10 protein-coding genes are annotated in these 13858 nt (G+C 35.9%); 5 read left to right on the forward strand and 5 right to left on the reverse strand.

What is annotated here, in order from left to right; genetic code table 11:
* A partial coding sequence (locus tag QOL71_RS13385) for a hypothetical protein (RefSeq protein WP_283417416.1) occupies window positions 1-335 on the reverse strand: 335 nt, incomplete at its 3' end.
* Between the two features lie 87 nt (window positions 336-422).
* On the opposite strand from QOL71_RS13385, the gene QOL71_RS13390 reads away from it, so the two are divergent.
* The gene (locus QOL71_RS13390; protein ID WP_027383975.1) at window positions 423-1019 is read left to right on the forward strand and encodes a master DNA invertase Mpi family serine-type recombinase; all 597 of its coding nucleotides are present in this window, start codon (window positions 423-425) and stop codon (window positions 1017-1019) included.
* Between the two features lie 789 nt (window positions 1020-1808).
* Here QOL71_RS13390 and QOL71_RS13395 read toward each other — a convergent pair.
* The 3 genes from QOL71_RS13395 to QOL71_RS13405 all read right to left on the reverse strand — a co-directional run bounded on the left by QOL71_RS13395 (window position 1809) and on the right by QOL71_RS13405 (window position 8739).
* Window positions 1809-7238: a hypothetical protein gene (locus QOL71_RS13395; RefSeq protein WP_283417417.1), complete on the reverse strand. Its 5430-nt coding sequence runs from the start codon at window positions 7236-7238 to the stop codon at window positions 1809-1811.
* Between the two features lie 89 nt (window positions 7239-7327).
* Complete coding sequence (locus tag QOL71_RS13400) at window positions 7328-8179, reverse strand: tail fiber domain-containing protein (RefSeq protein WP_283417418.1); 852 nt, start codon at window positions 8177-8179, stop codon at window positions 7328-7330.
* Window positions 8180-8202: 23 nt separating this feature from the next.
* Window positions 8203-8739 carry a TetR/AcrR family transcriptional regulator gene (locus tag QOL71_RS13405; protein WP_283417419.1) on the reverse strand — a complete coding sequence of 179 codons (537 nt, stop codon included), beginning with the start codon at window positions 8737-8739 and terminating at the stop codon, window positions 8203-8205.
* A gap of 186 nt (window positions 8740-8925) precedes the next feature.
* Here QOL71_RS13405 and QOL71_RS13410 point away from each other — a divergent pair, with 186 nt between their 5' ends.
* The 4 genes from QOL71_RS13410 to QOL71_RS13425 all read left to right on the forward strand — a co-directional run bounded on the left by QOL71_RS13410 (window position 8926) and on the right by QOL71_RS13425 (window position 12586).
* On the forward strand, window positions 8926-9627 hold the full coding sequence (locus QOL71_RS13410) for a response regulator transcription factor (protein WP_283417420.1): 702 nt from the start codon (window positions 8926-8928) through the stop codon (window positions 9625-9627).
* 3 nt (window positions 9628-9630) lie between these two features.
* Window positions 9631-11022 (forward strand): sensor histidine kinase, encoded by a 1392-nt coding sequence (locus QOL71_RS13415; protein WP_283417421.1) that lies wholly within the window; start codon window positions 9631-9633, stop codon window positions 11020-11022.
* A gap of 178 nt (window positions 11023-11200) precedes the next feature.
* Window positions 11201-11692: a hypothetical protein gene (locus tag QOL71_RS13420; protein WP_283417422.1), complete on the forward strand. Its 492-nt coding sequence runs from the start codon at window positions 11201-11203 to the stop codon at window positions 11690-11692.
* A gap of 45 nt (window positions 11693-11737) precedes the next feature.
* A complete protein-coding gene (locus tag QOL71_RS13425) occupies window positions 11738-12586 on the forward strand; it encodes a YoaK family protein (RefSeq protein WP_283417423.1) in 849 nt (282 codons plus the stop codon).
* A 116-nt stretch (window positions 12587-12702) separates the two neighbouring features.
* Here the strand turns inward: QOL71_RS13425 and trxB are convergent, their stop codons facing one another.
* Window positions 12703-13671 (reverse strand): thioredoxin-disulfide reductase, encoded by a 969-nt coding sequence (gene trxB, locus QOL71_RS13430; protein WP_283417424.1) that lies wholly within the window; start codon window positions 13669-13671, stop codon window positions 12703-12705.
* Window positions 13672-13858 lie beyond the last annotated feature (187 nt).

Here is a 13858-nt window from a genome sequence, read left to right on the forward strand (position 1 = left end):
TCTATTTTCAAGCTTGGAAATGTCGTAATTAGATATAAATCAGCAAATTCAAATGAGTATCGCTTAATATCACGCCCTCTTAATAACGGTCGTATAATTTCTTCACTTTTAGGGTCCTGATCAATCAGCTCCTTTCTCTTAGCTCCATCTATAATAAAGGCATCATTAAATCCTGTTTTGATTCCGTAATTTATTCTGATATCCCAATCTTTTAATGGTGTACCAATCTTCTCAATTTTCTCCTTTATCTGCTGTTCGATTGGAGAGAGAATTACCCAACTGTCAGAATTTGAAAATGACAGTAATGAGGAATTCTGTCTAAAATAATCGCTCATATAGATGTTATTTTAATAGTCTATATTTATTTTAGGCAGTTATAATATATTTTATACCATTATTGTATAAAATTTTAAACAAAAGAAATGATTTACGGATACATCAGAGTAAGCACAGACAAACAAACAGTAGAAAATCAAAGATTTGAAATCAATCATTTTTGTGACAAGCAACAAATTGTTGTGAACAAATGGATCGAAGAAACTATTTCAGGAGCAAAGAATGTTGATGACAGAAAATTAGGAAAACTTTTAAAAAAAATGAAAAAAGGAGATGTTTTAATTTGCTCAGAATTATCCAGGCTTGGAAGAAATCTTCTGATGATTATGGGCGTACTTAATGAATGTATGAATCGTGATATTCAAGTTTGGACCATTAAAGACAATTATCGCTTAGGAAGTGATATTAATTCTAAAGTGTTGGCATTTGCATTTGGTTTATCAGCCGAAATTGAAAGAAACCTTATATCCCAAAGAACTAAAGAAGCATTAGCTCGAAAAAGAGCAGAAGGTGTAATTTTAGGCCGTCCTGTGGGTAGTAAATCTTCTAAGACAAAATTAACTGGTCAGGAAAAGAAGATTCAAGAATTGATTGAAAAGAAAGTTTCATATTCTGCAATAGGTAGGATTTTAGGTGTGCACAGATTAACCGTTTCTAGTTTTGTAAAAGAAAGAATGAACTAATTACAACTACAAATTAAAATAAAAAACAGAAACCAAAGGTAATTCGCTTACCAGTCCACCACCTAAATTCTGTCAAGGTCAAGCCCTCCGGATTTTCAGAAAAAGTTTTTGCGTATAACTATCTACGCAAAAACTTTTTCCAAAAAACCTTGACAGAATGCCACGCTCATTTTCAAAAGGCTTTCTTTTTTTCTTTTTTTTCGGTTTTTTCTTCGTTTTCTTTTAGGAATATTTCATCTGAGGAATTTCTTAAAAGAAAAAATGTTGTTAAATTTCAAATATGAATTCAAAAAACTTGTTCAAAATTTAGTAATCTTTACTTGCAAATTCAAACGAAAATTCCTAGTTTTACTACGTAAAATTTAAATTAGGATTTTACCACTTTTTTGCAAATGTCCTATTTGAGGCCATTCACAGAGATGCTACAGCGAAAATCTTATCCATAAAGCGATGAGAAATGGGTACAAAATCCCTCACTCTCCGCCAGTTGGGAAACCAAAATAAGTTAAAACGCTGTAAACATCAATGTTTATAGCGTTTTTTTTTGCGCTAGAATTAAAATCAGAATGTATCACCAGTTATCCTTTTAAAGGTCACTAAATATGTCAGCAAATTCAGAATTTGAAAAAAAAGAGACATACTATTATAACAAAAAATTTACAAAATAGTCCGTCCGAATTTACCAAAGGATAAATAAAAAAGAAGATCATTAAGACCTTCTTTTTTCAAAGTGTGTTGATAGAATCTGTACTTGTGTTTTATTTAATTAATTATTTCATTTGAAATATTCTATTCATTATCAATCCTTATCCATTTACCATTATCAATACCTTCGTAAAAATGATCATTATGGTAAATAACCGCTCCCTGGATATAAGGTTTGTTCGCGGGTAAGGTAAGCGCTTCCGGTAAGGCTTCTTTATTTCTTAATAAGAAAATGTCGGTTCCTTCTTTGATGACGATTCCTATTCCAGGGATTAATTGTGTCACATTGACATCTATAGGTTGATTAGCAATAGTAATTGAAGATAATTCTGCCAATCGTTTTGCTCCGGAATTTGCTGTACAGCCCCTCAATTCGCTTCCGTACAATTGAACAACTCCTGGTGTTGTACAATCAGGATTAATGTTCACTACAATATCTTTGGCTATCGCAACAGGACAAGCCATACCTGTTACAAATCGAATCCCTTTCAGATGATAGACAAATGCGCCTACAACATTTCTTGGCTGATTAAGTGTTGCCACACCGTTTGCATTGGAAGTGATTTCCATATCAGGACCATTGTTGATGCTGTATGTGAAAATATATGTCTGATTGGTTAAGCTTCCTTTAAAAGTTACCACAACATCACCCGTAGCCTGAACCAAAGCACTGATTACAGTAGTAGACGTATTATCTACCGCTGATGCAACAGACGAAATCGTAAAGTTTTCTGTAATATTACATCCATCCTGAGCATACACCACTTTTACACTGTAATTTCCCGGCTGGGTAAAAGTAACCGTTGGCGAAGTGCTGATGACTCCGGCATTCGGTGCTCCAATTTTTGTCCAGGTATATGATGCATTTGGATCTGTTCCGTATAATGCTGCTGCATCATATGTCTTAGGAAACTCTGACGAACACAATGTTTTGTTACCGCCAAATCCAACTGCCTGAACATTGGTAGGTACAATGGTAAGATTAGTTGTATTTCCCAAATCCTGACTGTTTCCATAAGCACTGACAGGACGTGAAAAATTCATGTCTTTTACAGATGCATAAAACATAGTATAAGCAGCTGCCGGATCAAGATTGATGATAGTTTGACCGGAAGCAGCTGTTCTGCTCACGTTAATCCTGTTACATGAAGTTCCTGTCATAAAAAGATTTTCTGTTATGGTTTGTCCACTGGCGATGGTATATGTTCCGGGATTGAAATATAAAGTTTTGTAATTACCTTTTGATGATAGTGTACCGCTTCCAAGGAAAGTTACTTTATTGAAATTATGAACAGGAGTTCCACCATTTAATGTACCTGCCGTTGTTATCGTCACATCTCCGAAGTTGTTTACATTTGTTACACGAACATAGAAGTTACCCGTTGTTATTTTAGAGTCGACGGCATTTATCGTTACCGGATAATTGTTGTAGGAATCAATAGTAAAGATAGGACTATTAATAACTGATTGTCCAAAGTTCAATACAGGAGCTATATTCTGAGGATAAATTAATTCAAATTTAGAGGAGCTTAAAGTCGTTAAAGAATTATTATTAGTTTTAAAACCTTTTACATTTGTCCCTGCGAGTCCGCCATTATAAGCACTTTGAAGTTCAAAATAATCCTGAGTGGCAGCGATACTGATTAATGTACTTACCCCTTTGGCATCAATATATCGGGTTATTCCGGGAGTTGAGCTCTGTTGCATTATAATATTGAAAGGAACTGTAGATCCGGATGGTACACTAACAGTTGCATCACTTTGTAATGTAAGATTTCCGTATATGGATAATAAATATACCCGATAAGGATCTGTTCCAAAATGTAGAATGGGTTTATTAGGAGCATTATCAAACGTCATATTCTTCACATTCCTGTTACCTGATATATATATCCTGTTTTGTGCAGCTGTAAATCCGGAATTGACATCAAAGAAAACATTATCCGTAGCACGCGGTGGAAAACAGTCGACGATTGGAGTTCCTCCCGAAGTTAAAGACCAGTGCTGAGCATCGTCAAAATCACCTTGTCCTCCTATCCAGTATAAATCACGACCTGCCGGAACCGCATTAAAGTTGAAGCCGGTATTATTACCCGCATCGATACTGCCACTCACCTCATAGGTTTGTCCTCCTGATGAAGAAAGCCCTTTGAGGTATGAATTTGTAATCTTAAAATCCGTTGCATTGTAGCTTGGGATTACAATTTGCTTTGATGTGGCATCAGAACTTATGATTGCCAGCTTATCCGAGCTACATTCTCCTAATATGTTCATTTTTTGCTGAACATAGATATTACTTCCTAAAGAAACCGTATTTTTTCCGCTGATATTAAGTGTGTTTACTTTATTCAGGCTTGCGATATGAAGGGTGCGGAAACCAGGTCCGGTATAAGCATTCGAACTTGAATAAGGTAGTATATTCAGTTCATTGATGGTACCCTGAGGAAAACTGAAAATGGCATAATATCCGGGATAAGAAGAGTTATCCTGATAGGTTGATTTGATATTTATTTTTTCAATATAATGATTCCGGGCATTAAAACTGGATTCCAGATATTGATAATATATAGGAGTGATATTAATAACACTATTAACATCCTGTATTGGCTGCACGGTATTTACACTTACTGAGTTTACATTAATAGTACTGTTGTTGAGTATCAGTTTTTCTCCTGAAAAATTCATCAGTAGAGATTGTGCTGTTACATTAGTAAAATCCAATGTAGCACCTGTATTCTGACGAATACTGTAATCGCTTTTCATTGTCCCGGTCACTGCCCATGTGGCATTACCCGTAAAATCTAAATTGGAAATCCCATTGACTCCCGACATATTGATCGTCTTTAAAGCGCCTGCAGGTTTACCCAAGTTTGTAAAATACCAGTATTTGTAAGTATCTCCAAAATTACCACTGACCGAAAAATTAGATTGCAGAGACAGATTACCATTGATCGTCATGGAAAAACTATTCATATACATTATTCCTGTAGCTGGAGCAGGAACCGTCCATGTCATATCATTCACTCTTGCATAATTATTAAGAATAATATTACTGCCAGTTACCAACCCTGAGTTGGCATCAAAAAAGACATTATCATAAATAGTAGGCGGCCCGCAACGATTAGCAGGATCAGTACTTCCGCTTACCACAGACCAATGTGCCGGATCTTCCCAGTTTCCGGCACCGCCAACCCAATACAGGTTTTTTCCGGTAGGTGCTGTAAATGTTATTCCTGTATTGTTCCCATTATCAATAGAATTATCTGCTAATACAGTTGCTCCACTCGCCGTTATATTGGTTATATTTAATCTGTTGAGCTGAACAATTCCGTTACCATTGACATTACTTCCCAACACCAATTTTCCCTTTTGGGCAGATGAGATCCCGCTCATATTCTGCATAGAAGAACAAGCATTTCTGTTAAAAAGAAATACATCGGTAACAGAAAAAGACGGACTGTAACCGTAATTACCGAAAATTATTCCTCCTGTTCCGCTGTGAATAAAGCTTTTAGTAGAAATTGTAGAATTGGATGTATTATACCCGTTAAGAAGAAAATCTGTTCCGCTTACGACCTGCATCGTATTGGCAGAAATTTTTCCCCGAACACCTACGTTTCCAGTGCCATTAAAAATAATACTATCAATGAAATGATTATTGGTATCACTATTAACTGTAACTCCGCCAACTCGGGCAGTAGTATTTTGAGCATTAATAGCCTGTATAGAGGAAATAGTAATATTGGTTGCAGTAATATCCGAATTGCTTATTGAAACCGAATTCCCGCCCAAAGTCATTTGCTGAACATTTATTTTACTGTTATCAGCAAAAAGATTGGCTGCCCCATTGGAACTGAAATTAAAGGCACCAATGGATTTTAAATGATAATCACCAGCTGTATTGGGAGCAACCAGATAATAATTCCCTACTCCGTTAACAGTAATATATGCCATAGTGTTTCCTTCAAAGCTTATATAATAATTCGCAGATGAAGATGTTCCTGAGAAATTAAAACTGGTATTGGTTGTATTTATTTGCATATTCTTTTGCAGGTAAACACTGCCATAAGAGGTTGCGGTATATACATTCCATTGTGGGATTCCAGGAACATTCAGCCATTTCATATCCCGGAATTCTGTATTTTGACCATTACTTGCAGAAACAATTAGCCCTGTCCCGGAATTCTGATCGAAAAAGACATCATCCCATCTCATCGGGACGCAATTTGCAGGTGTACCTCCAGAGGTCAAAGACCAATGAGAAGGATCAAACCAGTTGCCGGCTCCGCCTATCCAATAATAGGTATGGGAAGTGTAATTGTTATAGGTAATGTTGCCGATATTTCCGCCCCCATCTGTGGCTGCAGTATAGTTAGCGCCTCCGCCTGCATTAATGTTGGTGAAGCTATAATTGGGAAAATCCATTGCCACGCCTGCCGGTGCTATTATTTTTCCTTTATAAGTATAACCGCTGTTGGAAATCCCAAGTGACGGTGATATTCCTTTACAAGATACATTGGCGGTAAAGCTTTGGTTTATCTGAAGATAGTAATTAATATTAGTATTGTCTAAAGAATAAATCAAATTATTAAGGTTCAGATTATTTACAGAAATCAAACCACTAAATGTTGCATTACTGTTCATTACCATTTCATCAACACTCAAAACTCCTATTGTAGAGCTAATTACCGGCTTGTACATATTGGCACTCGAAGTAATTTTTTTTACGGTCTGTTGTTTTGTAAAAGTTAATCCGGGACTATTAATATTGTAATTATTATAATAGCTGTGCGTGGTATTATTGATTATGGAATTAGAAAGATTAACCTTATCGTTGATGTTGGCAAAGGTTGTGTTAATGACGATATTTCCGAAATCAGAAACGGTGCTTGAGTTGTAATTGAAATTCTTTACAGTAATATTTTTACTATTGGTATCCAGCGAAGCGTTATCTTGTATCGTCAATGCCATATCGAAATGATCACCGCCAAGATCATTGATCAGTTTCCATTTTCCGTTTCCTGTGAGATAAACATAAGCCGATTTAGTATAACCCCAACCACCATAATCGTCGTAAGAAGTATTATTTATCCAGTAGATATCCGAGGGTATATCTATAAGATTGGGTGTGATCTGTGTATTATCATACATTAGCGTCATACCAGTATTCTCTGATAGATAAGCACCTTTCCGCCATTGTACATTTCCGTAGATACTAATACCAGTGGTTAGTCTAAAATTACCGGTAAAGCCATCCTGAACGGTAAAATTTTTACAAATAGGCGATGAGCCTGAGATAATCCCCATAGTTGCGGTAAAACCACTCGAATTGGTAATAAATACATTATCATATCTGGAAGGAATAATAGTCGCCTGCGGTCCCGTTGACGAGCCGATCCGCCAGTGGTTCAGATCGCTCCAGTCGCCGGCTCCGTTTATCCAATAGTAATCGCTTTGTGCAAAAATTTGTTGAAAGATTACCAAAAAAAGAAGGAAATATAATTTTATTTTCATTGTATTAAGAATTACAAGTTGATGATTTATTGAAAGTCTTTTCAGACTTCAACCTTACAAATACATCGAAGAGAGCATTAAATCCGGGACTATTTTCCCTTTTTTAATTGTTGTATCTCTTTTTGTAATTCTTTGATTTTCTTATCCTGTTCCTGAACATTTTTGAGTAAAAGCGGAATCAATTCATTATAGTTTACAGACTTATAGCCTTCCGAATCTGTATTTACAATATTGGGAAGCACTTTTTCCACTTCCTGCGCTATTAAACCATATTGAAGCTGTCCATTTCCGCCTTTCTTCTTACCCAATTCGTTCCAGAAATAAGAAACAGGATTTAATTGTAGTAAAATTTCTTCCGCATTGGCAATTGGAGTAATATTTTGCTTTAATCTTGCATCCGAATTATAATCCACCGCGCTGGCTTTTACTGTCCCTGCAACATCCAGCTTTGCGGAAGGGTTAGCTGTCCCTATTCCCACACTTCCGACACCTGAAAAAATGAGATTTTTGCCGTTCAGTTCTACATTTCTGGCTGCTTGTGCGGTTGTAATGGTTCCGTCCGCTGTATAAATATTGGACGTCAATCCACCAATATTTTCCCAAATTGTCCCATTCCAGTAATAATATCCTGCCTGGGTAATTTTGGCAACACTTGCATTGGAAACCGCAGGAGCTGATGTGGCATAAATCATTAAAGATTCGGTTCCTGATTCCAGGTTGGCTGTCATCGTTTTGATTTGATCCCCGGTTAATCTTGGGATCATAAGACCTTCGACTTGTAAAGCACCATTCGTTTTTGCGACAACTTCCAGAGTCGATTTGGGAGCCACCGTATTAATGCCTACTTGTGAGAATAAAAACGGACCAATCAATAGTATTACTAAAATGCAAAATCTAAATATAGCGGAATCAGAGGATTCCAATGATATATTATTTTTCATAGTTTGTAGTTTTTGTGAGTTTTTTAGTTTAGATTTTTAATGATATCAATAAGTATTGTTTTGGATTTTACAATTAATTCGTTCGATCTGTAAAGCTGGCTGGTAATAATGGAGCTTTCAAAAAGGAGATAAATGTGTGCTGACAAAATTTCATCTTTGATTTCGATATCGAAGGCATCTCTCAATTTTTTCTTTTGATCGCGTATAGTGGTATGTATAGCCAATTTTTCTTCTGGCACTTCAGAGAGAAGGTTGAGAAAGCTGCATCCTCTGAAATTTTCCTTTTCATTCATGTACATCAAAAAATCAAAGGAACTGAGAATTTTTTCCCGCAAAGAAGAGGCAGGCTTTGTGAAGTTTTCGAGTTCCGACACCCAATAATCAAATCTTTTATTCAAAAATTCTATACACAAGTCATCTTTTGATTTGAAGTGGGCATAAAAACTTGCTTTGGAAACGTTTGCCTCCATAATAATCTGGTTAATCCCGGTATTATTATAACCCTGCTTATGAAATAAAGTATAGGCAGTATTCAGGATTCTTTCACGAGGTGGATGCATTTTGTAAGATTTGTAACAAATATAAATAAAAAATGAACAGACAAGTCTGTTCATAATAATAATCTGTTATAATTATTTAGACTAAAAAAATATACTCTTTAAAAAGTTAATAACATAAAATAATTTTCTTTATATAATCTCAAATTTCTCCGCTAACAGTAATTTTATATTTTTGTAGAATTAGTTATGAAAAAAATTATTCTGATAGAAGATGAATCCAGTGTTGTTTCCTTTATCAAAAAAGGGTTACAGGAACTTGACTATGAGATTTCCGTAGCTCTGGACGGTAAAACAGGTATCAAATTGGTCGATGATAACGATTTTGACCTGATTATTCTGGATATAATGTTACCAGACATCAACGGTTTGGAAGTCTGCAAAGAAATCCGGAAGAAGAATAAAATTGTTCCTATATTATTTTTAACAGCGCTGGATTCATCCGAAAACATTGTGCTTGGATTAGAAAGTGGCGGCGATGATTATCTTGTCAAGCCTTTCAAATTCATAGAGCTAGTTGCCAGAATAAAATCCCTTCTCAGAAGAAGTGGCCACAATAACGGAACAGAACCAAACGAAATTGATGATAAAAACATCTATCAATTTTCGGATCTGACAGTGAATGATTATACCAAAAAAGTGACTCGTGCCGGAATAGAAATCTCATTAACCTCAACAGAATATAAGCTCCTACTCTATTTCCTGAATAACCCGGAAAAAGTAATATCAAGGGCAGAAATACTGGAAGCAGTTTGGGGCGTTAATTATGAATTGGGAACCAATGTTGTGGATGTTTACGTTAACTATCTCAGAAAAAAACTCGATAATCAGGAAGATGATAAACTGATTCATACTGTAATAGGAATGGGTTATGTACTCAAAAAATCATAAACAATGCTGAAAGGAAATCCTACCAATCAAACCAAAACAATGCTTCTCCTGATGCTTGTTTTCACAGTCGTCATTCTGCTGTTCAGTGGATTGGTATATTTTTCCATTGTTAATTTTTCTCATCAGCGTTTTTATGAATTACTAAAAATCCGGGCGACGACGATTGTCCAAATCGAGAAAAGTAAAGAACATCTCGACATCCCAAAAAATCATATTCTGAATAGTCTGAATGACGAAGAGCTCCCAATGGAAAAAGATTATGTATTCGAGGTTCCGAAGGATTCTAATTACAGTCAGATATCAAATCAAATCCATATTCCGGATAGTTTTTTCAAAAGCATTGTCAAAAAAGGAGAAGCCAATTATAATGACAAAGAATTCTATTATATAGGACAGTCTTTCAAATCTGATAATAAAACATACATTGCCATTGCATCTGCTCAAAACCATTATGTAGTCTATTATCTTGGTTATCTGAAAAGAACTTTAATCACATGTATGATTCTTGCGCTTTTCTTTTCAATGATCTTTTCTTTTTACCTATCAAAAACACTATTCCGTCCGATTCTTAAAATCACAGGTAAAGTAAAAGAAATCAGTTCAGAGAATCTGCATCTGAGACTAGAACCTCAGCCAGGAAACAAAGAATTAAATGAACTGGTTGACACCTTCAACGATATGTTGAACCGTATAGAAACATCCTTTGAAACACAGAATCATCTGATCGGAAATGTATCTCACGAACTCAGAACACCTTTGACTTCGATTATGGGAGAAGCCGATGTTGCGTTGTCTATCCCCAGATCAGAAGAGCATTACCAGGAAACGCTTCAAATCATTCTGAATGAAGCCGAAAAACTGGACAAGAAAATCAAGGCTTTACTGATGATCGCCCAAACAGGATTTGACGGTAAAATCCAGAAAATGGACAAAGTAAGAATGGATCAGCTGCTCTGGGACGTTATCGAAACGGCAACAAGGATCAATTCCAAAAATAATGTTTTTATGGATATCAGTATGTTGCCAGAAAATCCTAAAAAACTGAAAGTCCAGGGTAACGAGCAGCTTCTTCATCTTGCAATGGCAAACATCATCAATAACGGCTGCAAATATTCTAATTTTCAACAGGTTAAAGTTTCCCTTGGTGCAACAGACGATCACGTTTACGTCATTATCAAAGACAGCGGAATCGGGATTCCGGATTCTGAAATGGATAAAATCTACGATCCGTTTTTCCGTGCTTCGAATACGAAAAACTATGAAGGTTACGGAATAGGCTTACCATTAGCAAGAAATATTATCCGAATCCATAATGGCGAATTGATCGTGAATTCCAAAGAAAATGTGGGAACGACAGTTCAGATTCGTTTTCCGATCTATGTTCCGACCGAATAAAACGTAGAATTGTCCGCAGCAAGCTTATATTTTTCTCATCAATTAATTTCTTTTTTGAAATTCTAATCTCATTTTAATCTCTTTAATTACATTTTAATTTCGTTCCAAAAGTATTCTAATCTGGTCATTATAGTTTTGTATCATCAAAAAGTAACAAAACCAATTAAATCACAATATTATGATCAAGACCATTTTAATTGCTACGGATTTTTCTCTGGAATCTCTTGAAATTCTGAAAAAAGTTCTTAAAAATAAAACGGAACAGAATGACGAGAATCAATACAATATTCTTTTCGTTTCGGGATACGATCTGGGCGATTCTATCAGAGATCTCTTATTCACCACCAAAAGTTCGATTTTTGAAAAGATAAGATCTAAGGAATTTTGCGATGCTTACAGCATTATCAACAACAAATATCCGAACCTGATCAACAAAATCACTTGTGACATCTTCACAGGTAGCTTCCAGAGAACTTTCAACAGTTATATCGAAACTGCTGCGATAGACCAGGCATACTTCTCATCAACAAAAAGCAGAAACCTGAAAAAAGGTCAGTTTGATGTAACACCATATTTGAAAAAATGCAAGCATATCAATGCTATCGAAGTTCTAACACAGGCGCCGGAATTTGTTCCTGAAAAAGGAAGATTAGCAGAAGTTTTCTTGTAAAAAATATATTCAAAAACACATCAAATCAATTTTAAATAATAAATTATGTTAAGGAATTATAGTAACAGCAGAACGTTGGGAGACAACATCAGACTGGGGACGCTGACTGCATTCACCGCAGGAACTATAAATATAGCATCTCTATTGATATTCTTATCTTTTACATCCAACGTAACAGGACATTACGCAATCTTGGCAGCAGAAATCAGCCAGGGAAACTGGACACAGGTTGCCGTTGTGGGCGGATGGATTTTCTTATTCTTCTTTGGTGGATTTGTAGCTAATATGAGTGTCATCAACTTTAATAAAAAGAGTAAATATTTTGCACACGCATTGCCAATTATACTGGAAATCCTTTGTCTTTTGGCGGTAGGAATCTACGGACAATTTTATTACAGAAAGACCCTGGAAGAAACGGAAGCTTTGGTAGCATTAATGCTATTTGCAACTGGTTTACAAAACGGTTTAACAGCTAGTATCTCCAACTTCTCTGTAAAAACAACCCACTTAACTGGTACAACAACTGATCTAGGGATATTAGCATCTATGTTTACACAGAAAAAATTCAGAAAAAACCCTGAATTGATGGGTAAGGCTAAGCTTTTGCTAAGCATAATGACGGCTTATGTTCTTGGCGCTGTGTTCTCAGGATTGACTTATTATCATTTGGAATTCCGGGTATTTTATGTGATAAGCATTTGTCTTTTGGTTGTCATCGGTTATGATTTTTACAAAATTAACCTCAGACATTTCCATACGGAATACAGGTATTATAAAATCTATCACAAACCAACCTTCATTGCATTTTTGTACTACAAGATCCATAATAAAGACGAGAAAAGAACTGTAAGTAGACCTAATACTAATGCAAAATTGGCTTTTAGCGACAAGTAATTATTCCTCCAAAAAACACTTCATCATAAATCAAATTTTTGTAATAGTTCTTTATTAAAAACCGTCCCGGAAAATTTCGGGACGGTTTTGATTTATGATATTAAATAATCTTTCAATTATTGCTCAACCCAAGTATGGTTTTCGCCTGCTAATTCACCGAGATATTTTTCTGCATCCATTGCTGCCATACAACCACTTCCAGCAGCTGTAATTGCTTGTCTGTAATGGTGGTCCTGAACATCTCCGGCTGCAAAAACACCAGGAAGATTAGTTCTTGCAGATTTGCCTTCCGTAATGATATATTCGTTTTCGTCTAAATCGATTTGTCCTTTGAAAAGTTCTGTATTGGGTTTATGACCAATAGCAATAAAAATCCCGTGAACATCTATTGTAGAAACCTCATTGGTCAGATTATTAACCACTTTAGCTCTTTCTACCAAGTTGTTTTCACCTTCGATGCCGATTAGCTCGTGATTGTATTTCACTTCGATATTTGGTGTACTCAAAACTCTGTCAACCATTACTTTGGAAGCACGGAAATGGTCTTTTCTTACTAACAATGTGACTTTGTTACAAATCTTGGAAAGATAAGTGGCTTCTTCTGCAGCTGTATCTCCAGCGCCCACAACTATTACATCTTTTCCTCTGTAAAAAAATCCGTCACAAGTGGCACACGCAGAAACGCCGCCGCCAGCATATTTTTTCTCATCAGCCAGTCCCAGATATTTCGCCGCCGCACCTGTGGAGATAATGACACTTTTCGCCAAAATCTCACGAGAACCTGTACTCAGTTTATGAATGCCACCTCTAACTTTGGAAAACTCAACTTTGGAAATCATCTCGTAATGAACTTTGGTCTCGAAACGTTCCGCCTGCTTTTGCAACTGAAGCATCATTTCCGGCCCGGTAATTCCATCCGGATAACCCGGAAAATTTTCTACTTCCGTTGTTGTTGTTAATTGTCCGCCTGGTTCCAGTCCTGTGAAAAGTTCAGGTTTCAGGTTTGCTCTTCCTGCATAAATTGCGGCTGTGAAACCAGCTGGTCCGGAACCTACAATGACACAGTCTAAGATATTGTTTTCCATTTTTATTATTAAATTATTTTTTTTAAAGGATATGAATATTTCTTTCGAAATAGGAATTTTCAAATATAATTCTTTGTTTGAAAAATCGGGTACAAATTTCGGGAATTAATTATTCAGAACCTATCTAAACTGTCGATGTGAAATATATGAATGGTAAATAATTAATCTTTCTAAAAAACCACTCCGG

It is taken from the genome of Epilithonimonas pallida, assembly GCF_900182975.1.
GTDB classification, from domain to species: Bacteria; Bacteroidota; Bacteroidia; order Flavobacteriales; family Weeksellaceae; genus Epilithonimonas; species Epilithonimonas pallida.

Coding starts and splice junctions, on each gene's coding strand:
- QOL71_RS13395 (WP_283417417.1), bottom strand. CDS start 7,238: ATGAAAATAAAATTATATTTCCTTCTTTTTTTGGTAATCTTTCAACAA.
- QOL71_RS13415 (WP_283417421.1), top strand. CDS start 9,631: ATGCTGAAAGGAAATCCTACCAATCAAACCAAAACAATGCTTCTCCTG.
- QOL71_RS13400 (WP_283417418.1), bottom strand. CDS start 8,179: ATGAAAAATAATATATCATTGGAATCCTCTGATTCCGCTATATTTAGA.
- trxB (WP_283417424.1), bottom strand. CDS start 13,671: ATGGAAAACAATATCTTAGACTGTGTCATTGTAGGTTCCGGACCAGCT.
- QOL71_RS13420 (WP_283417422.1), top strand. CDS start 11,201: ATGATCAAGACCATTTTAATTGCTACGGATTTTTCTCTGGAATCTCTT.
- QOL71_RS13405 (WP_283417419.1), bottom strand. CDS start 8,739: ATGCATCCACCTCGTGAAAGAATCCTGAATACTGCCTATACTTTATTT.
- QOL71_RS13390 (WP_027383975.1), top strand. CDS start 423: ATGATTTACGGATACATCAGAGTAAGCACAGACAAACAAACAGTAGAA.
- QOL71_RS13410 (WP_283417420.1), top strand. CDS start 8,926: ATGAAAAAAATTATTCTGATAGAAGATGAATCCAGTGTTGTTTCCTTT.
- QOL71_RS13425 (WP_283417423.1), top strand. CDS start 11,738: ATGTTAAGGAATTATAGTAACAGCAGAACGTTGGGAGACAACATCAGA.